This is a genomic window from Georgenia sunbinii (assembly GCF_036421875.1).
In the GTDB taxonomy this organism is placed as follows: Bacteria; Actinomycetota; Actinomycetes; order Actinomycetales; family Actinomycetaceae; genus Georgenia_B; species Georgenia_B sunbinii.
The window spans coordinates 113,363-133,966 of sequence record NZ_JAZGOL010000003.1 but is presented as its reverse complement, the minus strand read 5'-3'; the positions used below and the strand labels follow the sequence as shown (position 1 = coordinate 133,966).

Below are 20,604 nucleotides of genomic sequence, written 5' to 3'. Positions count from 1 at the left end.
CGGTCCGTGGAAGGCTGGTGCCAGTGACCACCTCCTTGACCCCGGCTGAGTCGATCGACCCCCTGCTCGCGGCGGCCGTCGAACGGCTCGGCGGGCATCAGCGCGAGGGGCAGCAGGACATGGCCCGCGCCGTCGCCTCGGTGCTGGACCAGCCGCGCACGCTGCTCGTCCAGGCGGGCACCGGCACCGGCAAGTCCCTCGGCTACCTGGTGCCGGTCCTTCACCACGCGGTACGCAAGAACCAGCGCGCGATCGTCTCCACGGCCACCCTCGCCCTGCAGCGGCAGGTCCTGAGCCACGACGTCCCGCTGGTCGCGGACGTCGTCGCCGCGTCCGGAGCGCCCAGGCCGGTCGCCGCGCTGCTCAAGGGCTGGCACAACTACGTGTGCAAGCACAAGCTCGGCGGCGGCTACCCGGCGGAGGACGAGCCGGGACTGTTCGCGCTCGACGCCGGGACCGGCGACCCGGCCGCCGCCTCCGGTCGCGGGCCGCTGGCCGAGCAGGTCGTCCGGGTGCGGGAGTGGGCGCAGGAGACCCGCACCGGCGACCGCGACGACCTCGACCCGGGCGTGACCGACCGCGCCTGGCGCCAGGTCTCGGTCACCAAGCTCGAGTGTCTCGGGGCGAAGTGCCCGATGATCAACGAGTGCTTCCCGGAGGGTGCCCGCCGGGCTGCTCACGACGCCGACGTCGTCGTCACCAACCACGCGATGCTCGGCATCGCCGCCGGCGGGTCGTCGAAGGTGCTGCCCGAGCACGACATCCTCGTCGTCGACGAGGCGCACGAGCTGGCCGACCGGGTCACCGCGCAGTCCACCCTCGAGCTGTCCCCGGCCGTGGTCGAGCGGACGGCTCGGCTGGTCCGCAAGCACGCCGGGGTGCCGGCCGAGAGCCTCACCGCGGCCACCTCCGCGCTCCAGGGGTTCCTCGAGGTCGCCCCGGCCGGGCGGATGCGGTCGGTGCCGGCCGAGCTGACCGACGCCTGCACCATCCTCGAGGCGGCCGCCCGCGAGGTGATGAGCGCGATCAAGGACGGCACCGACGCCGAGCCTGGTGGCCGCGCGATGGCGCGTTCCGCCGTCGTCGTCCTCCACGAGATCGCCACTCGACTGCTCGACGACGGCGTGGCCACCCGCCGCGACGTGCTGTGGTGCGAGCGGGGCCGCGACGGCATGGACCCGCCGCGCCTCCACCTCGCGCCGCTCGACGTCTCCGGGTCGGTCGCCACCGAGCTGTTCGCCGGCCGCGCGGTGGTGCTCACCAGCGCGACGCTCACCCTCGGTGGGTCCTTCGAGGCGACCGCCCGCAACCTCGGCGTCACGCTGCTCGACCACCTCGACCGGGTCGCGGTCCCGTCGGGCCCGCTCGGGACCGCGGCGGCCGCCACGGGCGACGACGAGGCCGACGACGGCGCGCCCCGGCAGGCCGTCGCGCCGCGCGGCAGGGGGACGGACGGACCGCGTCCCGGCTGGGAGGGGATGGACGTCGGCTCGCCGTTCGACTACGGCCGGCAGGGCATCCTCTACGTCGCCCGTCACCTGCCCACCCCGCACCGCGAAGGCCCGTCCGAGGCGTTCCGGCGCGAGCTCGTCGAGCTGGTGCGGGCCGCCGGGGGAGCGACGCTGGGGCTGTTCTCCTCCCGGCGCGGCGCCGACGAGGCTGCCGAGCTGCTCCGTGAGGAGCTGGACACCCCGGTGCTGTGCCAGGGCGACGACCAGCTGCCGACGCTCGTGCGGCGGTTCGCGGAGGACGAGCCGACCTCGCTCATGGGCACGCTGTCGCTGTGGCAGGGAGTGGACGTCCCCGGCCCGTCGTGCCGGCTGGTGATCATCGACAAGATCCCGTTCCCGCGGCCCGACGACCCGGTGCGCTCGGCGCGCTCGGAGGCGGTCGCGGCCGCCGGCGGCAACGGCTTCATGCAGGTGGCTGCCTCGCACGCCGCGCTGCTGCTCGCCCAGGGCGCCGGCCGCCTGATCCGCTCGACCGGCGACCGCGGGGTGGTGGCCGTCCTCGACTCGCGGCTGGCCACCGCTCGCTACGGCAGCTTCCTCACCACGTCGCTGCCGCCGCTGTGGCGCACCACCGACCGCGAGGTCGCCCTCGGCGCGCTCCGCCGCCTCGCCGGGGGGTGACGCGGCTCGCGGGGCGCCAGCTGCCCGGCGGCCAGCGCCGTCAGGGCGAGCGCGAACCCGACGAGCTGGACCGGTGCCAGCGTCTGGCCCAGCACCAGTGCTCCGAGAGTGGCGGCGACCAGCGGGGACAGCAGGCCGAGCAGGGCGGTCGCGGTGACCGGCAGCCGGCGCAGCCCGGTGAACCACAGCGTGTAGGCGAGGAGGCCACCGAGGACCCCGAGCCACAGGTAGCCGGCGACCGCGGGCGCGTCGATCCGCTGGGGGACGCCCTCGATCAGCAGAGTGGGGGCCAGCAGCACCAGGCCACCGGCGGTCAGCTGCCAGCCGGCGTACGCGACCGGCCCCACGCCGTCGGGCCGGCCCCAGCGCTTGGTGAGGATGACGCCCAGCCCCATCGACGCGGCGCCGGTGAGGCCGGCGACCGTGCCGACGACGTCGACGGCCGCGCCGGGGCCGAGCACGACGAGGGCGACGCCGATGACACCGACGACGCCCCAGCCCAGGCGCCAGCGCGAGAGCCGCTCGTCGAGGACCGCCACCGCGAGGAGTGCGACGATGATCGGCTGGGTAGCACCGAGAGTGGCCGCGACACCGCCGGGCAGCCGCTCGGCAGTGATGAACAGCAGCGGGAAGAAGATCCCGATGTTCAGCGTGCCGAGGACCGCCGCCCGCCACCACCAGGCGCCGCGCGGCAGCGTCCGGGAGATCGCCACCGCCAGCAGCCCGGCCGGCAGCGCGCGTACGAGCGCGGCGAACATCGGGTGGCCGGTGGGCAGCAGCTCGGTGGTGACGATGTAGGTCGAGCCCCAGACCGCCGGCGCGACGGCGGTCAGCAGGGTCGACCGCAGGCGACTGGGCACCCGCGCCGACGCGTCGGGGAGAGTCGTGGTGGTCACCCGACCACTGTCCGCCGGCACGACTGATGAGTCCAACACATCCTTCTCACCGCACCGATCGTCAGGCATGATTGATCGATGGAGCTGCAGCAGCTGCGTTACGTCCTCGCGGTGGCCGAGACCCGCAACTTCACCCGGGCGGCACGGCAGTGCTTCGTCGTGCAGTCGGCGCTGAGCCACCAGGTGAAGGCGCTGGAACGCGAGCTCGGCGTCACGCTGTTCGCCCGCACGAGCAGACGCGTGGAGCTGACCGAGGCCGGCGCAGCGTTCCTGCCGGCGGCGCGCACGGCCCTGGAGGCCGCCGAGCGGGCCGCGGTCGACGCGGCTGCCGCCGTCGGTGAGATCCGTGGCCGGCTGACCATCGGTGTCATCCCCACCGTCACCGCCGTCGACCTCGCGGCGTCGCTCAGCGACTTCCATCGTGCTCATCCGGCGGTGCGCGTCCTCGTGCGCGGCGGCAGCAGCGACGAGCTCACCGCGGCGATCGACGCCGGCACGGTCGACGTCGCCGTCCTCGGCCTGCCCGAGGGGGTCCGTCCGCAGCGCGTCCGTAGCCGCGAGGTGGGCCGGGACCGTCACGTGGCGATGCTCGCCGGCGACCACCGGCTCGCGGGCCGGGAGCAGCTGCAGCTGCGGGACCTCGCGGACGAGACCTTCGCCGACTTCCCGTCAGGTACGCCCGGTCGGAGCCAGAGCGACCTCGCCTTCGGGGCGGCCGGCATCCGTCGCGAGGTGGCGTTCGAGGTGGTGGCCGCCGACCTCATCCTCGATCTCGTCGAGCAGGGGCTGGCGGTGTCGCTGCTGCCGCCGGGCATCGCCGGGTCGCACCCCGGACTGGTAGCGGTTCCGCTGACCGACGGACCGACGCGTGTCCAGCACCTCGCCTGGAGCGACTTCAACCCTAGCCCCGCCGCCACCGCGTTCATCGGCACCGTCCGGGGGCGGTCCGAGCCGCGGGCGGACCGGTGAGTCCCGCCGGACCACTGACGGCGGAGGGCAGCGACCGGGCATCATCACGGGATGACTCCTGCCGACACGCTCGTCCGGCGGCACGTGGCCGCGTTCAACGACGGCGACGCCGAACGTCTCCTTGCCGGCTCGGCCGACGCCTAGCGTGACCGTCGCCGAGGTGACCGGCCCGCTCAGCCCTCCTGGACCCGCGCGTACTGCGAGCCGGACCGGGTGCGCTCGAGGATCTCGTCGTCGACCATCGCGCGCCGCAGCCCGGCGGTGTCGGCGCTGAACGCGAGCAGCCGCTCGTTGAGCTCGGCCTCGGGGAGCACCTCTGCCGGTGCGAGCGATCGCTCCGCGACGAGCTGCAGCAGCGCCCGGCGTTCGGTGGCGTCGGACGGTAGCCGGTCGATCTGACCCCGGCCGTCGAGGAAACGCTCGGGCCCGACCCGGCGGGGGCCCGACCCGGCCGCCAGCACCTGACCGAAGGCCTCGGGCACCACGTCGAACCCGCCGTCGTGCTCGCGGACGATCCCCGCGCCGAGCAGCGCGTCCAACGCGTGGCGTCGCCGCGCGCCGCCCAGCTCGCGGCCCACCGCCTCCGGGTCGTGCCCCAGGACGATCTGGGCAAACACCCGACGGGCATGGGGATTGCCGAGCGCGGCGACGACTGGTCGCCAGCCCGGTTGGCCACGGCCGAGCGTCATGCCGTCATGCTAGCGACCGTGCTGCTCAGAGGCTGCGCAGCACCGTGACGATCCGGCCGAGCACCTGGGCGTGGTCGCCGTCGATGGGGGAGTAGGCGGGGTTGGCGGGCAGCAGCCACACGTGCCCGTCCTTGCGCTGCAGCGTCTTGACGGTTGCCTCGCCGTCGAGCATCGCGGCGACGATCTCGCCGTTCTCCGCCACCGGCTGACGGCGCACGACGACCCAGTCGCCGTCGCAGATCGCGGCCTCGATCATCGAGTCGCCCTGGACCCGGAGCAGGAACAGATCGCCGTCGCCGACGAGCTGGCGGGGTAGCGGGAAGACGTCCTCGACCGCCTGCTCGGCGAGGATGGGGCCGCCGGCGGCGATCTGACCGACGACCGGCACCATGATCGGTGGCGGCGCGTCGGAGCCGTCCTCCGGGCTGCCGAACGTACTCATCGCCGGGCTCTCGACCTCGGTCCCGACGATCTCGATCGCGCGGGGACGCTTCGGGTCGCGACGCAGGTAGCCCTTGCGCTCGAGCGAGGTCAGCTGGTGCTTGACCGACGACGGGCTGGCGAGACCCACGATCGAGCCGATCTCGCGCATCGTCGGCGGGTAGCCACGGTCGGCAACGCTGCTGGCGATGGTCTTGAGGATGAGGCGCTGCCGGTAGGTCAGCGGCCCCAGCGCGTCCTCGGCCGACGGCAGCTCGTGGACGGTCGGCTCGACCGTGACGGGGTCGTCCTTCGGTGCGCTCACGGGTCCGTCTCCTCGCCGCTCCGCTGCTGCGGGCTGGATGTCAGTGCTCGGTGGTGGGCTGTCCCCGACAGCGTAGAAGCGATCACGTCCGAGATCAAACATCTGTTCGACGGCGTGTCGACATCTGTCGGGTCAGTGCGGTACGTTGCCGTACAGACGTTCGACGGACATATGTTCGAGGAGGCATCATGAGTGCACTGGCAGTCCCGGTCCCGCTGACCGCCCCGACCCGTCGGGCCCTACCCGTCCGCCCCGTGCGGCGCGGCCACCTGGAGCTCGTCGGTCCCGACTTCGTCCCGACCGCTGGGCCTGTCGTGCCGGCAGCCGCGCCGGCGCAACCCCGGCTGCGGCTGACGGCGCGTGGCCGGATGGTCCGGTCGTTGGCGGCTCTCGTGCTCGCGACCACGGTCGCGGTGGCGGCCGGCGGCTGGCTGGGCGGCGCCGTCGCCGGTGCCTCCCAGTACGACGGCCCCACCGCGACGGTCAGCGTCGGTGCCGGCCAGACGCTCTGGGAGATCGCGGCTGCCTCGGCCGGCGGCGGCCAGGACGTCCGCGAGGTCGTCAGCCAGATCCAGGAGCTCAACGCGCTGCCCACCGGCGACCTCGCCGCCGGCCAGCAGCTCGTCGTCCCGGCAGGCTGACCGGCACACGTTCCTCGGTGAGGCGCGGATTCTTGCACGGCGAGGCCCCGCAGTCGTACGGTGCACGTCTGCAGGACCGACCGACGGTCCGCACGGACCGAGGAGGGCGTGGCGTGCACTGTCCGTTCTGCCGCCACGTGGACTCCCGGGTCATCGACTCACGCACCGCGGAGGACGGCTCCTCGATCCGTCGTCGCCGTGAGTGCCCGAACTGCCACCGGCGCTTCACCACGATGGAGACCTCGAGCCTCTCGGTGGTCAAGCGCTCGGGTGTGGTCGAGCCGTTCAGCCGGGCGAAGGTGGTCTCCGGGGTGCGTAAGGCCTGCCAGGGGCGGCCGGTGTCCGACGACGACCTCGCGGTCCTCGCCCAGCAGGTGGAGGAGGCCGTCCGGGCGTCCGGCGCGGCCCAGATCGACGCCAACGACGTGGGCCGGGCGATCCTTGGACCGCTGCGCGAGCTCGATGAAGTCGCCTACCTCCGGTTTGCCAGCGTGTACTCCGCCTTCTCCTCGCTGGAGGACTTCGAGACCGCGATCGCGACGCTGCGCCGCGAGCAGCCGCGGGTGGTGCCGTCGACCGACGTCGACGAGGGCGCCGCTGCCGGGCAGCACGCCACCGAAGTGCACGACTCGGCCGTCGGCGAGGACATCACCGCCGAGGACGCCGACACCGTGCAGGACGCCGGCAGCGTGGGCACGCCGGCCCCCAACCCCTCGTAGCGTCGGCCCCTCCCGCTCCCGGCACCGGCAGTCTCTGAGACGGCGAAGGTGATCTCGGCTACGATCGTCGGCAGGCGCTTCGTGCGCTGTGCGAGTCACCGGCGTCGGTGACGGAGGGGAAGCCGTCACCGACGCCGGTCTCGTTCTAGTTGCTGCGCCGCGCCCAGATGTTGATCCCGGCCTCGACCGCGTGGTCGTCGATCTCGGCGATCTCCGCCGCGCTGAGCTCGAGGTTGTCCAGCGCCCCCAGCGAGTTGTCGAGCTGTGCCACGCTCGACGCCCCGACGAGCGCCGTGGTGACCCGCTCGTCTCGCAGCACCCACGCGATCGCCAGCTGGGCCAGCGTCTGGTCCCGACGTCGTGCGATCTCGTTGAGCGCACGGATGTGGGCGAGGTTCTGCGCGGACAGGAACTCCTGGCGCAGCGAGCCGCCGCGGGCCGCGCGGGAGTCCTCCGGGATCCCGTCGAGGTACTTGTCGGTAAGCATCCCCTGCGCGAGCGGTGAGAACACCACGTTGCCCATCCCGGCCTGCTGCGTCACGTCGAGCGCGCTCGGCTCGCCGTCCTCGATCCACCGGTTGAGCATCGAGTAGGACGGCTGGTGGACCACCAGGGTCAGTCCGATCTCCTCGGCCACCGCGACCGCCTGTGCGGCACGGTCGGCGGTGTAGGAGGAGATCCCGGCGTACAGCGCGCGGCCGGAGTCCACCGCGGTCTTCAGCGCCCCCATCGTCTCGTGCAGCGGCGTGCTCGGGTCGTCACGGTGGGAGTAGAAGATGTCGACGTAGTCCAGGTCGAGCCGGCGCAGCGAGGCGTCCAGCGAGGCGAGGAGGTACTTGCGAGAGCCCCACTCACCGTACGGGCCGGGCCACATCCGGTAGCCGGCCTTGGAGGAGATGATCAGCTCGTCGCGGTAGGGCGCCAGGTCGGTGGCCAGGAGCCGGCCGAAGAAGCTCTCCGCGGCACCTGGCGGCGGACCGTAGTTGTTGGCGAGGTCGATGTGGGTGACCCCCCGGTCGACGGCGTGCAGCACCACCTCGCGCTGGGTGGCGGCGGGGTGCTCCTCACCGAAGTTCTGCCACAGCCCGAGGGCGATGGCGGGCAGGTCCAGACCGCTGCGCCCGCAGCGGCGGTAGGTCATCGAGTCGTAGCGGTCCTCACGTGCGTGGTAGGTCATGACCTCACCGTATCGGCCGCCAGCGGCGTCGCCGACCGGTCGGCAGCCCACCGGTCAGCAGGCGCGCGCTCAGCGGTCGGCGGCGAGCAGCACCCGCAGCCGGATGGCGTCCGGCACCTGCGCGAGGGCCTCGCGCGACTCGGGTGCGAGCTCGCCGCCGATGTCGGTGATGACGTAGCCGAGCTCGCCCGCCGTGCCGAGGATCTGACCCTCGATGTTCGCCCCGCCCTCGGCCAGCGCCTGGTTGACCAGCGCCAGCGCACCGGGGGTGTTGCGGTGCAGGTACGTCACCCGGTAGTGCGCGGCCGGTGCTTGGTCGAGCACCAGCGGGGGCACGTTGACGCTCATCGTCGTCGTGCCGGCGAGCAGGTAGCGGGCGAGCTTGCCCGAGACGAAGCTGCCGATACCTTCCTGCGCCTCCTCCGTGGAGCCGCCGACGTGCGGGGTGAGGATGACGTTGGGCAGGCCGCGCAGCTCGGAGTCGAACGGGTCGCCGGTGCGCTTGGGCTCGTCGGGGAACACGTCGACGGCGGCGCCGACGATGGTGCCCGCGAGCACCTTCTCGCGCAGCGCGGCGTAGTCGACGAGGAAGCCGCGGGAGAGGTTGAGGAACATCGAGCCCGGCCGCATCCGGTCGAACTGCGCCCGGCCGAACATGCCGGCGTTGCCGGCGCGGCCGTCGACGTGCAGCGTGACGATGTCGGCGATCTCGAGGAGCTCGTCGAGGCTGCCCATCCGGCGGGCGTTGCCCAGGGCCAGCTTCTCGGCGCTGTCGTAGAACACGACGCGCAGCCCGAGCGCCTCGGCGAGCACCGACAGCTGGGTGCCGATGTTGCCGTAGCCGACGATGCCGAGCGTGCGGCCCCGGACCTCGTGCGAGCCGGCCGCGGACTTGTCCCACACGCCGGCGTGCATCTTGCTGTCGCGCTCGGTGAGCCGCCGGCTGAGCGAGATGATCTCGGCGACCGCCAGCTCCACCACCGACCGGGTGTTGGAGAACGGCGCGTTGAACACGACGACGCCGCGGTGCGCAGCGGCAGCCAGGTCGATCTGGTTGGTGCCGATCGCGAACGTACCGATCGCGAGCAGGTCGGGCGCGGCCGCCAGCACCCGCTCGGTCACCTGGGTCTTGGACCGGATCCCGAGGATCTGGACGCCGTCGAGCGCCGCGATGAGCTCGTCCTCGTCCATCGCGCCGGGGTGTCGCACGACTTCCAGGCCGGCCGCCTCGAGGGTGGCGTCGGCGTTGGCGTGGGGGTTCTCCAGTAACAGTGCTCGCACCGCTCCATGGTGGACCACGATGGCCCTCACCGGAAAACACATCCGCCCTGCGGACGCTCGCCCCACCCGGCGCCCCCGCGACTTGGGTCGCTCTGCTGGGCCATAGGTCGCTCATTCGAACGCGCCATATGTACCCAGAAGAGCGACCCAACCGGCTAGCGGTGGTGGTTACTCGGTGATGCCTGCCGGTAGCGGCTCCTGGTGGACGACGTGGAGGCGCGTGGTGGGACGGGTCATCGCCACGTAGAGGTCGCCGGGGCCACCCTCGAGCACCCGGGCGGGCTCGACGAGGACGACGACGTCGAACTCCAGCCCCTTGCTCGCGACGGCGTCGAGCACGACCACGGGCGCCGCGAGGAAGTCCCCGCCGGGCGCGGTGAGTGCCTCGCCGAGACGCGGCTGCAGGGTGCGGCGCACCGCGGCGACGTCGCGGTCGGCGGTGACGACGGCGAGCCTGCCGCCGTCGAGCGCGGCGAGCTCGGCGGCGACGACGTCGGCCAGGGCGACCTCGGTGCCGTCAGCGGGTAGCGGTGTGACCTGCAGCGCGTCGGGGACGTCTCGAGCCGAGCTCGCCGGCGCGGCGTGGGCACCGCCGGCTGCTCGCAGCGTACGCACCGCGGCTGCCATCACCGTCGCCGGGGTTCGGTAGTTGATGGTCAGCGCCTCGGTGCGGACCTGGTCCCGGGCGGCCGTCCCCAGCAGGCCCGTCCAGCTCGTCACCGGGCGATGGCCGGACCGCTGGTCGAGGTCGCCGACGAGCGTCATCGAGCGGCTCGGGTTGCGGCGGAGCAGCGCGCGCCACGCCATCGGCGACAGCTCCTGCGCCTCGTCGACGACGATGTGCCCGTAGGTCCACTCCCGGTCGGCGGCGGCGCGCTCGGCCAGGGACGCGCGCGGCGCCGGTGCGGCGAACCTCGCGGCGAGGGTGGCGGCGTCGACGATCCCGCCGCCGATGCCGTCCTCGGAGATGGCGTGCTCGGCGTAGGCCTCGGCCGCGGTGCGCTCGGCCGCCTGCGCCCGCCTGGTGCGCTCGGCGTCGGCGCTCTCCAGCGTGCCGAGCAGCACTGCGAGCTCGTCGAGCAGCGGGAGGTCGGCGGTCGTCCACGGGGCGTCGACCGGCCGGTACAGCAGCCCGCGCTGCCGGTCGTCGAGGCCCCGGCCGTGGCGGGCGAGCAGTGCGGGATCGGCGTAGATCCGGCGCAGCAGCTGCTCCGGCGTGGTCGGCATCCAGCCGAGGTTGATCTCGCGCCGGGCGTCCCGAGACTCGCGCAGCGACTGCAGGAGGTAGTCGTACTCGGAGTCGAGGTCCAGCCCCTTGAGCTCCGACCAGCGGCGCACGAGGGTCTTGAGCACGGCGGTGGCATAGGTCTTGCGCGCGACGTTGTGGGGCCGCGTGGTCCGCCGGGCGCGGTCCTGGGCGGCCTGGACGTCCTGCGGCTCCAGGGTGAGCTTCTCGCCGTCGACGTCGAGGACTCGCGGCTCGGCGAGCCGGCGGGGGATCGCCCGCACCGCCCGCCGCAGCACCTCGGCCATCGCGACCCTGCCCTTGATCGCGGCGACCTCCTCCGGCTCGGTGCCGTCGACCGTCACCCCACCGAGCAGCTCGGGCATCGTCGCGGCGACGACGCCGCTCTCGCCCAGCGACGGCAGCACCTGCTCGATGTACCGCAGGAACACCGGGCTGGGACCGACGATGAGCACCCCGGAGCGCTCGAGGCGCGCCCGGTGGGTGTAGAGCAGGTATGCGGCGCGATGGAGCGCGACGGCCGTCTTGCCCGTCCCCGGCCCGCCCTCGACGACGAGGATGCCGCTGAGGTCGGAGCGGATCACCCGGTCCTGCTCGGCCTGGATGGTGGCGACGATGTCGCCCATCCGGCCTTCGCGCTTGGCTGCCATCGCGGCGAACAGCGCGCCCTCGCCGGTGAGCCCGTCGAGGTCGGCGTCGGCATCGAGCAGCTCGTCCTCGACACCGGTGACCACGCGGCCGCGGGTGACGAGGTGGCGACGGCGCAGCACGTCCCCGCGCTGGACAGCGGTGGCCTGGTAGAAGGGCTGGGCGGCCGGCGCCCGCCAGTCGATGAGCAGCGACTCCTGGTCCTCGTCGGCGATGCCGATCCGGCCGATGTAGCGGCTGGTGCCGTCGGTGAGGTCGAGCCGGCCGAAGACGAGCCGGTTCTCGACCTGGTCGAGGCGCGCGAGCGTGTCCTCGTAGTGCGTGGCGAAGGCGTCACGCTCCGAGCGGTTCTGCGGCGAGCCGCTCGGCCCTTCCCGGCGGACCTCGGCCAGCCGGTCCCGGTAGCGCCCGCGCAGCTCGTCCAGCCGCAGGTAGGCGGCGTCGACGAACTCCTGGTCCGCCGCCCAAACCGCACCGGGCCTCGCGCCCGCGATGTCACTGCTCGACTGCACTGAACCCCCACTCCTGCGTCCGACCGATCGGCCGGCAGACCATTATCAACGACGCCGGGGCGATATGTGCCCGGCGCCCGGTAGCCGGGCCAGCCGGGTGCGGTGCGGTGCGGTGCGGTGCGTACGATATGGCCATCGAAGGAAGGGCAGTGCGTGAACACCGATGGCGGGGAGCCGTTCCACCTGCTCCTGGTAGAGGACGACGACGGCGATGCCTTCCTCGTCGAGGAGCTGCTCGCCGAGGCCGGGCTGCGTCCGGACCTCACGCGGGCGTGGAGCGTGCAGGCCGCCCTCGACGCGCTCACCGTGCCGGTCGACTGCGTGCTGCTCGACCTCGGTCTGCCCGACGCCACCGGGCTTGACGCGCTCATCCAGCTCCGGGCGGCGTCCGACGCCGCCTTCGTCGTGCTCACCGGTTTCGACGGTATCGACGGCGGGGTCGAGGCCGTCGCCGCCGGTGCCGAGGACTACCTCGTCAAGGGCCGCGTCGACGGCGAGTCGCTGGGCCGGGCGCTGCGGTACGCCGTCGAACGCCGGCGGGGGGAGCGCGAGCGCAGCAGCCGCGCCGACGCGGACGCCGGTGCCCGCACCGAGCAGCTCGCAACGGCGATGCCCCAGCTGTGGCACGACGCACCGCCGGCCGGCGTGCGGGTGACGGTCCGTGACGGGTGGTCCGACCGTGCCGGCACCGAGCTCTTCGAGCTCGTCGCCCGGCCCGACGAGACGATCCTCACGCTGTTCGGCCACGTGGTGGGCGAGGACCCGACCACAGCCGCGCAAGCCGCTCTGCTGCGTGCCTCGTTCCGTGCGCTCGCACTCGCCGGCCTCCCGCTGCCCGCGGTGCTCGAGGCGCTCGGCCGGGTCGCGCGCAGCAGCGCCGTGACGGCGCAGGTCGTGGTGCTCGACCTCGACCCCGGCAGCCGCCGCGCCTCGGTCGCCCAGGCAGGGCATGGCGGGCCGGTGCTCGTCACCGCGTCCGACGTGCGCCGGCTGGGCGGCAGCGCCGTCGGCGCACCGCTGGGCGCCGCGGGCGACCTCGCCCGGCAGGTCGTCGACGTCGTGCTCGAGGAGCCGGACCGGCTGCTGCTGCTCGACGAGCCGTTCGTCGCCTCGCCGGCGGAGCCCGCCCCGAGTGCCGGCGTCGACCTGCGTGACGTGCTCGCGGGCGGCGGCACGATGGACGACGACGCGCTCGGTGACGCCGTCGCCCAGGTGCTGCGGTCCGCCCCTGCCCAGCCGGCCGGCGGGCACCTCGTCCTGCTCGGCTGGACCGCCGGGTGAGCGCGCCGGCCCGTGCCTGGACGCTGCGCAACCGGCTGCGGACCGGCCTGCTGGTCTCCGGCACTGCCCTGGGGCTCGTGCTGGTGCTGGCCGCGATCGCGCTCGGCCAGGTGACCCGCTACCAGGAGGAGGTCACTGCCAGCATCTTCGAGACGGTGATCGTGCTCGAACGCCTCGAGCGCGACGTGCTCGCCGCCGACACCGCGGTGCGGGACTTCGCGGTCACCGGTGACGAGGCGTTCCTCGCACCGTACGAGGCGGTCGGTCCCGACCGGCTCGCCGAGCTGCACCAGCGCGCGGAACAGCAGCTGCCCGGGGCCGACGGCCTCGCCGGCGCGATCGACGAGCTGGCGAGCGCGATCACCGGGTGGCGCGAGCAGCGAGCCGAGCCGCTCATCGACCGCACCCGGCAGCTCGGCGCGGCGGCGGACACCGGCGTCGCCGTCCCGGTCGCCGCCGGTCACCTCGGCGAGGTCCGTCAGGCGGCCGCGGTGACGCTGGACGAGCTCCTCGACCACCGGGAGGTGGTCTCCGCCCAGCTGCGGATGTGGCGGACCTCGCTCGGGTTCGCGGTGGCCGCGATCGCGGTGGCCGCCGTCGCGATCGGCACCGGCTTGTGGTTCTACCTGCGCCGCTGGGTGACCGACCCGCTGGACCGGCTCGCCGAGGCGAGCCGGGCGGTGAGCGAGGGAGACCTCGAGCGCGAGGTCCACGTCACCGGTCCTCACGAGGTCGTGTCACTGGCGACCGACGTCGAGCAGATGCGGCGCCGGCTCGTCAGCCAGCTGGACCAGGTCGAAACAGCGCGGGTGGAGCTCGAGGCGTCCAACCGGGACCTCGAGCAGTTCGCCTACGTCGCCTCCCACGACCTCCAGGAGCCGCTGCGCAAGGTGGCGTCCTTCACTCAGCTGCTCCAACGCCGGTACGGCGACCAGCTCGACGAGCGGGCCGAGCAGTACATCGAGTTCGCCGCCGACGGTGCCAGACGGATGCAGCGCCTCATCCAGGACCTGCTGGCATTCTCCCGGCTGGGGCGCGGCGGCCAGGAACCGGAGCCGGTCGCCCTCGAGGACTGCCTCGCCGCGGCGTTGGACAACCTGCAGGACACCGTCGAGGAGAGCGCGGCGACGGTGACCGTGGAGGGAGCTGTGCCGACGGTTCTCGGGCACCCGGTCGCGCTGACCCAGCTGTTGCAGAACCTCGTGGGCAACGCGATCAAGTTCCGCCAGCCCGGCCGGCCGCCGGTGGTGACGATCGGGGCCCGCCGGGTGGGCGCGGAGTGGGTGCTGTGGTGCACCGACAACGGCATCGGCGTGGAGCCGCGCCACGCCGACCGGGTGTTCGCGATCTTCCAGCGGCTCCACGCCAAGGATGCTTACCCGGGCACCGGCATCGGGCTGGCGATGTGCCAGCGGATCGTCGAGCTGCACGGCGGACAGATCTGGATCGACGAACGCCCCGACGTCGCCGGCACCGGGACCACGGTGCGCTGGACGCTGCCGGTGCACGACGACATCCCCGCCGAGGAGCGCAGCTCGACGGGCGCCGTGGGGCACAATGACGATTCCGAGCCGACCGAGGTGAGCCATGAGCACGATGATTGAGGTCCTGCTGGTCGAGGACGACCCGGGTGACGTCCTCATGACCCAGGAGGCGTTCGCCGACTACAAGGTCGCCAACCACCTGACCGTGATGACCGACGGTGAGTCCGCGATGGCCTACATCCGCCGCGAGGGCGAGCACGCCGACGCCCCGCGCCCCGACCTCGTGCTGCTCGACCTCAACCTGCCGCGGATGGACGGCCGCGAGGTGCTCGCCGCGCTCAAGGCGGACCCGGACCTGCGCAGCATCCCCGTCGTCGTCCTCACCACCTCCGAGGCCGAGGAGGACATCATGCGCAGCTACGACCTCCATGCCAACGCCTATGTCACCAAGCCGGTGGACTTCGACCGCTTCATCTCGGTGGTCCGCAAGATCGACGACTTCTTCGTCTCCGTGGTCCGGCTGCCCGGGCACTGAGCCGGGCGGGGCCCGGCGCCCGACGGCCCGGGAATGCGTCCGCTGCCACCGGCGTTGACACCCGCAGTGGCACATTTGCGGCGCGTGCGCCCACACGCGCAGGACGGAGGAGGTTACGTGGACCTGTACGAGACGGCACCCGACGCGGACGACGTGCGTGCTGGTGTGCTCATCAACGCGCTCACCGGCACGATGGATGCGGGTCGCGCGGCTGCGCTCGTGGCGCGCCACCTGACCAGCAGCCTCGACACCCACCGGGTGATGACCTTCAACGTCGACGAGCTCGTCGACTACCGCAGCCACCGCCCGGCGATGACCTTCGAGAACTGGCAGTGGACCGACTATGACGAGCCCGAGATCGTCATCGACCTGCTGCGGGACGACGAGGGACGCCCGGTGCTGCTGCTCCACGGCCAGGAGCCGGACATGCGCTGGGGTGCGTTCACCGACGCGGTGCTGGCCGCCGTCGACCGGTTCGGCGTCGACCGCACCATCAGCGTGCACGGCATCCCGATGGGCGTCCCGCACACCCGGCCCACCACCGTCAGCGCCCACGCCAGCTCGCCGGACCTCATCGCCTCGCAGCCCGACATCCTCGGCACCATCGAGGTTCCCGGCAGCGTCACCGGGCTGGTCGAGTACCGGCTCGGGCTGGCCGGCCGCGAGGCCGTCGGGTTCTCCGCGAACGTGCCGCACTACCTCGCGCAGAGCGAGTTCCCGCAGGCGGCCGCCGAGCTCGTCCGGCAGATCGCCCGCAACGGCGATCTCGCGCTGCCCGTCGGTGATCTCGAGGCGGCGGCGAGCGAGGCCGCGCTGGAAATCGGCCGACAGGTCGCCGGCTCGCAGGAGGTGCTCGCCGTCGTCCAGGCGCTGGAGAACCAGTACGACGCCTTCATGCGCGGCGCCACGCAGGAGACTCGCGCCACACTGCTCGCCCAGCCGGTGGAGCTGCCGACCGCCGACGAGCTCGGAGCCACGCTCGAGGCGTTCCTCGCCGAGCAGGACCCGGCTGCCGACCCTCGACCCGACGACGCGCGGCGGGCCGAGCCCGACGCCGTGGAGCAGGTCGATCCCGGCGAGTCGACTGCTCCGGGTGAGGACGAGCCGATGGGTCCCACCGGCGGTCCCGAGCGCGCTGGCTGACGTTTCGTCTCGCGTTTGCGCTAGATATCGACGGCTGGACGTGCCAGACTTGCGCCGTTGCAGTTGCAGTTCGCTTACGGATGACCCTGGCTCCGGCCAGGCTGTGCAAGACGTGGGACGAAGCATTGCGGCACGACGACGCCGGCAAACGGCCGGCGTCACAACGTCCCCGGAAGGACACAGCACATGGCACAGGGAACCGTGAAGTGGTTCAACGCTGAGAAGGGCTACGGGTTCATCGCCCAGGACGGCGGCGGCGCCGACGTCTTTGTCCACTACTCGGCCATCGCCTCCGACGGCTACCGCTCCCTCGAGGAGGCGCAGCGCGTCGAGTTCGAGATCACGCAGGGCCCCAAGGGTCCGCAGGCGGAGAGCGTTCGCGCGGTCTGATCCTCGCTGATCGACCTCGGGCCCGCACCGGCAACGGTGCGGGCCCGAGGTCTTTCGCTACCCGGGGAAGCCGGTCAGGCGCCGGCGTCGTCCGCTGCCGGCTGGAGCAGCTCGTCGCGCAGCGGCTGGTAGGTGCCGGCGAACGCGGTGAGCTCGGCCCCGGTCATCAGCCGCACCGGCAGCGGCAGCCCGCGCAGGTCCCGGTCGAGCCGCGACGTCTCGACCGGCCGGGAGCTGCCGACGAGGACGACGTTGCCGTAGCGCCGGCCGCGCAGGATCGCCGGGTCGGCGATGAGGGCGACGTGCTCGAACACCTCGGCCATCGTCGCCACCTCCGCCCGGGCGAGCGGCAGCGGCGGCCGGTCGGTGAGGTTGACCAGGTACAGGCCGTCGTCGCTGATCGCGGCGCGGGCGGCGCGGGCCGCCTCCACGGTGCGCACGTGCGACGGGACCTGGATGCCGGCGAACACGTCGCGGACGACGACGTCCCACGAGCCGGGCGTCAGTGACTCCAGCGCCTCGCGGGCATCGGCCACCCGGATGCGCAGCCGCGGGGAGCGGGGCAGCGTGAACCAGCTGCGGGCCAGCCGGGCGAGCTCGCCGTCGAGCTCCACCGCCAGCTGCGCCGACCCGGGCCGTTCCGCGTCCCACGCGCGTGCCAGTGCGCAGCCGGCGCCACCGAGGTGGACAGCTCGGACCGGGGCCGGCGAGGGGGCGAGGAGTGCCTCGATCACCACGGACATCTGCTGCATGTACTCGAACTCGAGGTGACGTGGGTCGGCGAGGTCGACGTACGAGCTCTCGGCGTCGTTGATGAAGACCGTGACGGCCGACGGGCGGGCGGGGTCGCGCAGCAGCTCGACGACGCCGGTGCTGGTGCGGACCGGCCCGGTGGGCAGGTCCACGGGGGATCGGTGGGTGGTGCGGCCGGACCGGCGGCCGGCGGGTCGGAGGGACATGCCCTCCAGGCTAGCCTTGAGCCGAGATGAGCAGGGGCGAGCGCAGTCCGGCGGCCCGCCGCGACTGGGGCAGCGACGACACGGGCAGCACGATCCTGCACGTCGACATGGACGCCTTCTTCGCGGCCGTGGAGCTGCTGGAGCGTCCCGACCTCGTTGGCCGCCCGGTGATCGTCGGTGGCGACCAGCGTGGTGTGGTGCTCTCGGCGACGTACGAGGCCAGGGCCTTCGGGGTGCACTCGGCGATGCCGGTGTCGCGGGCCCGCGCGCTGTGCCCGCAGGCGGTGGTGCTGCCGCCGCACCACGAGCGCTACTCCCAGGCGTCACGGCACGTCATGCGGATCCTCGGTGACGTCACCCCCGTCGTCGAGCAGGTGAGCATCGACGAGGCGTTCCTCGACGTGTCCGGTGCCCGGCGCCGGCTCGGCACGCCGGTGCGCATCGCGCAGCAGGTCCGCGAGCGGGTGCACCGTGAGCTCGGCATCCCGGCATCGGTCGGGGTGGCGGCGACGAAGTTCGTCGCCAAGCTCGCCTCCGGCCATGCCAAGCCCGACGGGCTGCTCCTCGTCCCGCGCGAGGCGACCGTGCCGTTCCTCCACTCGCTGCCGGTCGGCGCACTGTGGGGGGTGGGTGACAAGACCCGTGACCGGCTGCGCGGCTTCGGGGTGGACACGGTGGCCGAGCTGGCGGCGCTGCCGGTGCGCTCGCTGCACCGGATGGTCGGGGTGGCGTCCGGTCAGCGGCTGCACGAGCTCGCCAACGGCATCGACCCCCGCCGGGTCGAGGTCACCCGCGTGGAGAAGTCGGTCGGGCACGAGACGACCTTCGCCGTCGACCTCACCGAGCGCACCGGCCTCGAGTCCGTGCTCCTCGACCAGTCGCACCGGGTCGCGGCCCGGTTGCGCAGCCGCAGCATGCTCACCCGGACGGTGGCCATCAAGGTGCGGTTCGCCGACTTCCGGACCATCAGCCGCTCTCGCGGCGTCGACGCGACCGACGTCGCCCACGACGTGTTCACCGTCGCCCGCGAGCTGCTCGACCGGGTGGACATCCCGCCGAGCGGGGTGCGGCTGCTCGGGGTGCGGGCCGAGAACCTTGTGGCCGGCAGCGACGGCGTCCAGCTGCAGCTCGGCGGTGGCGACCAGCGACGCGAGGCGGAGTCGGCGATGGACGCCGTGCGGCAGCGGTTCGGGACCGGCGCGCTGCGGCCGGCGGCACTGCTCGACGGCACTGCCGAGGGTCCGGCAGCGACCGCGCGCGACGAGGGTGACGGTCGGCTTTCGCCCGGGCCAAGAGCGAACTAGACTGCTGGTACGTGCCTCGTCGGCACTCACCGGAACATTGAATGCGGAGGACCGATGCCTCTCTCTGAGTATGAGCAGCGCGTACTCCACCAGATGGAGCAGCAGCTTCGCACCGACGACCCTCGGTTCGCCAGCTCGTTGGCCTCGGAGTCCCGCTACTCGGTGCGGCGGCTGACGATCGGTACCCTGCTGGTCGCCCTCGGGCTGACGTTGCTCGTCGCCGGGGTCGCCACCTCGCTGGTGTGGCTGGGTGTCCTCGGGTTCGTCGCCATGCTCGGTGGGGTCATGCTCGCGATCTCCAAGCAGAAGTCGGCCACGGCGGCCGCGCCGCCGGCTGCGCAGCCGGCCAAGGCCAGGTCCAAGAGCAGCAACGGCGGATCGGCCGGCTTCATGCAGCGTCTCGAGGACCGCTGGGACAAGCGGCGCGACAACCGCGGTCACTGAGCCGCTGGTTCGACCCCGCACCGCCAACGACGCCCGCCCCCCATCCCCGAGAGCAGACTTGTCCCCGACAGCCGACTTGTCCGCGACAGCAGACTTGTCAGCGAGAGCGGGCTTGTCCGCGAGAGCAGACTTGTCCGCGACAGCAGACTTGTCCGCGGAGGCTCCCGGCGCTGAAGCCGGGTGCGTGCGCACGACGGACGACTGCCCACGGCCGTGGGCTGCCACGGAGGGTCTTGATGGGTCGGGTCGAAGGCCCCGGGAGGACGTCGGGCGTCGGGACGGTTCCGCTGGGCACCTGAACAAGCGACCGGCTGCCGGCCCGAGTGCAGCTGAGACATCAGCCCGCACGTTGCGCACAGCGTGACGCCGGAAGAGGCATTCTCGATGTTGCCGCAGGTGACGGTGCGATCGTCGCCGACGAGCACCGGCGTGCCTGCCGGGTAGCGGGTCGGGCGCGCTCGGTTCTCTGGTCGCCCGCTCACGCCAGGTGCTCATGGCATCTTCCGACGTCTGGAGACAGATCTGTCGTCGGGGACAAGCCTGCTGTCGCTGACAAGTCTGCTGTCGCTGACAAGTCTGCTGTGGGGGACAAGGCTGCTGTCGGGGACAAGTCTGCTGTCGGGGACAAGTCTGCTGTCGCTGACATGGGCTGGTCGCTCCTCCACTTCGCTCCACGAGGTCGTGGAGCGGCGGCATTCCCGGGGGGCGCGTGCCGTCGAGCGGCCCGCCACGCCCGGACAGACACGCCCAGCGGACCTTTCTGTGAACTTCTGCTCCACTCCCACCCACCATGCTGACCTGCGGCGATGGTCAGGAATGACGCGATCACGCACCAGTTTCGCGTTGACGGGGGAGGGAAGTGGAGTAATGTGGAGGTCGTTGGAGGTCGGTGGGTGATGCGAAGGGGGTGGGGCCGTGTTCCTCGGCACCTACTCGCCGCGCCTGGACGACAAGGGGCGCGTCATCCTGCCCGCCAAGTTCCGCGACCAGCTCGCCGGCGGCCTGGTGCTGACCAAGGGCCAGGAGCGCTGCCTGACGATCTACCCGATGCGCGAGTTCGAGGAGGTCCACGACAAGCTCCGCCAGGCGCCGATGACCGACCGCCGAGCCCGGGACTTCTCCCGCATCCTGCTCTCCGGCGCCACCGACGAGGTCCCCGACAAGCAGGGCCGGATCACCATCCCGCCGGCACTGCGGACCTACGCCGGGCTCGAGCGGGACCTGGCCGTCATCGGCCACGGCAGCCGCGCAGAGATCTGGGACGCGGCGGCCTGGGACGCCTACATCACCGCGTCCGAGGACGCCTTCGCCGAGATCGCCGAGGAGGTGGTCCCCGGAATCCTCTGAGGAACGCCCGGGCCGGACGCACCGTCCCCCGCACGGCGAGGTCTCCCACCGCGACTCTGACG

The 20,604-nt window shown here is 72.8% G+C and carries 19 protein-coding genes; 12 read left to right on the top strand and 7 right to left on the bottom strand.

Annotated elements, in window-relative coordinates; translation table 11 throughout:
• The first annotated feature begins 17 nt into the window (after nt 1-17).
• On the top strand, nt 18-2,132 hold the full coding sequence (locus V2J52_RS08415; RefSeq protein WP_434056395.1) for an ATP-dependent DNA helicase: 2,115 nt from the start codon (nt 18-20) through the stop codon (nt 2,130-2,132).
• On the opposite strand, the gene V2J52_RS08410 is transcribed toward V2J52_RS08415, so the two are convergent.
• Nucleotides 2,036-3,028: an EamA family transporter gene (locus tag V2J52_RS08410; protein ID WP_331227246.1), complete on the bottom strand. Its 993-nt coding sequence runs from the start codon at nt 3,026-3,028 to the stop codon at nt 2,036-2,038. The two genes, V2J52_RS08415 and V2J52_RS08410, sit on opposite strands and share 97 nt — an antisense overlap.
• 78 nt (nt 3,029-3,106) lie before the next feature.
• Here V2J52_RS08410 and V2J52_RS08405 point away from each other — a divergent pair, with 78 nt between their 5' ends.
• Nucleotides 3,107-3,997: a LysR substrate-binding domain-containing protein gene (locus tag V2J52_RS08405; RefSeq protein WP_331227245.1), complete on the top strand. Its 891-nt coding sequence runs from the start codon at nt 3,107-3,109 to the stop codon at nt 3,995-3,997.
• A gap of 173 nt (nt 3,998-4,170) precedes the next feature.
• On the opposite strand, the gene V2J52_RS08400 is transcribed toward V2J52_RS08405, so the two are convergent.
• Complete coding sequence (locus V2J52_RS08400; RefSeq protein ID WP_331227244.1) at nt 4,171-4,686, bottom strand: DUF2087 domain-containing protein; 516 nt, start codon at nt 4,684-4,686, stop codon at nt 4,171-4,173.
• Nucleotides 4,687-4,711: 25 nt separating this feature from the next.
• Nucleotides 4,712-5,533, bottom strand: coding sequence for a transcriptional repressor LexA (gene lexA, locus V2J52_RS08395; protein WP_491062078.1), 822 nt, complete (start codon nt 5,531-5,533; stop codon nt 4,712-4,714).
• Nucleotides 5,534-5,619: 86 nt separating this feature from the next.
• Between lexA and V2J52_RS08390 the strand changes: the two genes are divergently transcribed.
• On the top strand, nt 5,620-6,072 hold the full coding sequence (locus V2J52_RS08390; protein ID WP_331227243.1) for a LysM peptidoglycan-binding domain-containing protein: 453 nt from the start codon (nt 5,620-5,622) through the stop codon (nt 6,070-6,072).
• Nucleotides 6,073-6,185: 113 nt separating this feature from the next.
• Nucleotides 6,186-6,791, top strand: coding sequence for a transcriptional regulator NrdR (gene nrdR / locus V2J52_RS08385; RefSeq protein ID WP_491062077.1), 606 nt, complete (start codon nt 6,186-6,188; stop codon nt 6,789-6,791).
• Between the two features lie 145 nt (nt 6,792-6,936).
• Here nrdR and V2J52_RS08380 read toward each other — a convergent pair whose 3' ends face one another.
• From V2J52_RS08380 to V2J52_RS08370, 3 genes are all read right to left on the bottom strand, one after another.
• Nucleotides 6,937-7,968, bottom strand: coding sequence for an aldo/keto reductase (locus tag V2J52_RS08380; RefSeq protein ID WP_331227242.1), 1,032 nt, complete (start codon nt 7,966-7,968; stop codon nt 6,937-6,939).
• A 69-nt stretch (nt 7,969-8,037) separates the two neighbouring features.
• A complete protein-coding gene (serA, locus tag V2J52_RS08375) occupies nt 8,038-9,291 on the bottom strand; it encodes a phosphoglycerate dehydrogenase (protein WP_331227241.1) in 1,254 nt (417 codons plus the stop codon).
• 126 nt (nt 9,292-9,417) lie between these two features.
• Nucleotides 9,418-11,655 carry a HelD family protein gene (locus V2J52_RS08370; RefSeq protein WP_331227240.1) on the bottom strand — a complete coding sequence of 746 codons (2,238 nt, stop codon included), beginning with the start codon at nt 11,653-11,655 and terminating at the stop codon, nt 9,418-9,420.
• A gap of 153 nt (nt 11,656-11,808) precedes the next feature.
• Between V2J52_RS08370 and V2J52_RS08365 the strand changes: the two genes are divergently transcribed.
• The 5 genes from V2J52_RS08365 to V2J52_RS08345 all read left to right on the top strand — a co-directional run bounded on the left by V2J52_RS08365 (nt 11,809) and on the right by V2J52_RS08345 (nt 16,488).
• Nucleotides 11,809-12,936, top strand: a complete 1,128-nt coding sequence (locus V2J52_RS08365; RefSeq protein WP_331227239.1) for a response regulator — start codon at nt 11,809-11,811, stop codon at nt 12,934-12,936.
• Nucleotides 12,933-14,540, top strand: coding sequence for a sensor histidine kinase (locus tag V2J52_RS08360; RefSeq protein ID WP_331227238.1), 1,608 nt, complete (start codon nt 12,933-12,935; stop codon nt 14,538-14,540). Before V2J52_RS08365 ends, V2J52_RS08360 begins: the two co-directional genes overlap by 4 nt.
• On the top strand, nt 14,524-14,955 hold the full coding sequence (locus tag V2J52_RS08355; protein ID WP_331227237.1) for a response regulator: 432 nt from the start codon (nt 14,524-14,526) through the stop codon (nt 14,953-14,955). Before V2J52_RS08360 ends, V2J52_RS08355 begins: the two co-directional genes overlap by 17 nt.
• 117 nt (nt 14,956-15,072) lie before the next feature.
• Nucleotides 15,073-16,098, top strand: coding sequence for a proteasome assembly chaperone family protein (locus V2J52_RS08350; protein WP_331227236.1), 1,026 nt, complete (start codon nt 15,073-15,075; stop codon nt 16,096-16,098).
• A 186-nt stretch (nt 16,099-16,284) separates the two neighbouring features.
• A complete protein-coding gene (locus V2J52_RS08345; RefSeq protein WP_331227235.1) occupies nt 16,285-16,488 on the top strand; it encodes a cold-shock protein in 204 nt (67 codons plus the stop codon).
• Between the two features lie 74 nt (nt 16,489-16,562).
• Here the strand turns inward: V2J52_RS08345 and V2J52_RS08340 are convergent, their stop codons facing one another.
• On the bottom strand, nt 16,563-17,447 hold the full coding sequence (locus tag V2J52_RS08340; protein ID WP_331227234.1) for a spermidine synthase: 885 nt from the start codon (nt 17,445-17,447) through the stop codon (nt 16,563-16,565).
• A gap of 26 nt (nt 17,448-17,473) precedes the next feature.
• On the opposite strand from V2J52_RS08340, the gene dinB reads away from it, so the two are divergent.
• The 3 genes from dinB to mraZ all read left to right on the top strand — a co-directional run bounded on the left by dinB (nt 17,474) and on the right by mraZ (nt 20,542).
• A complete protein-coding gene (gene dinB, locus V2J52_RS08335) occupies nt 17,474-18,751 on the top strand; it encodes a DNA polymerase IV (protein WP_331227233.1) in 1,278 nt (425 codons plus the stop codon).
• A gap of 54 nt (nt 18,752-18,805) precedes the next feature.
• Nucleotides 18,806-19,195 (top strand): SCO2097 family morphological protein, encoded by a 390-nt coding sequence (locus V2J52_RS08330; protein WP_331227232.1) that lies wholly within the window; start codon nt 18,806-18,808, stop codon nt 19,193-19,195.
• A gap of 915 nt (nt 19,196-20,110) precedes the next feature.
• On the top strand, nt 20,111-20,542 hold the full coding sequence (mraZ, locus tag V2J52_RS08325; RefSeq protein ID WP_331227231.1) for a division/cell wall cluster transcriptional repressor MraZ: 432 nt from the start codon (nt 20,111-20,113) through the stop codon (nt 20,540-20,542).
• The last annotated feature ends 62 nt before the right edge of the window (nt 20,543-20,604 follow it).

Coding starts and splice junctions, on each gene's coding strand:
- V2J52_RS08330 (WP_331227232.1), top strand. CDS start 18,806: ATGCCTCTCTCTGAGTATGAGCAGCGCGTACTCCACCAGATGGAGCAG.
- V2J52_RS08405 (WP_331227245.1), top strand. CDS start 3,107: ATGGAGCTGCAGCAGCTGCGTTACGTCCTCGCGGTGGCCGAGACCCGC.
- V2J52_RS08390 (WP_331227243.1), top strand. CDS start 5,620: ATGAGTGCACTGGCAGTCCCGGTCCCGCTGACCGCCCCGACCCGTCGG.
- V2J52_RS08345 (WP_331227235.1), top strand. CDS start 16,285: ATGGCACAGGGAACCGTGAAGTGGTTCAACGCTGAGAAGGGCTACGGG.
- lexA (WP_491062078.1), bottom strand. CDS start 5,533: ATGTTTGATCTCGGACGTGATCGCTTCTACGCTGTCGGGGACAGCCCA.
- V2J52_RS08340 (WP_331227234.1), bottom strand. CDS start 17,447: ATGTCCCTCCGACCCGCCGGCCGCCGGTCCGGCCGCACCACCCACCGA.
- V2J52_RS08380 (WP_331227242.1), bottom strand. CDS start 7,968: ATGACCTACCACGCACGTGAGGACCGCTACGACTCGATGACCTACCGC.
- V2J52_RS08355 (WP_331227237.1), top strand. CDS start 14,524: ATGAGCACGATGATTGAGGTCCTGCTGGTCGAGGACGACCCGGGTGAC.
- dinB (WP_331227233.1), top strand. CDS start 17,474: ATGAGCAGGGGCGAGCGCAGTCCGGCGGCCCGCCGCGACTGGGGCAGC.
- serA (WP_331227241.1), bottom strand. CDS start 9,291: ATGTGTTTTCCGGTGAGGGCCATCGTGGTCCACCATGGAGCGGTGCGA.
- V2J52_RS08400 (WP_331227244.1), bottom strand. CDS start 4,686: ATGACGCTCGGCCGTGGCCAACCGGGCTGGCGACCAGTCGTCGCCGCG.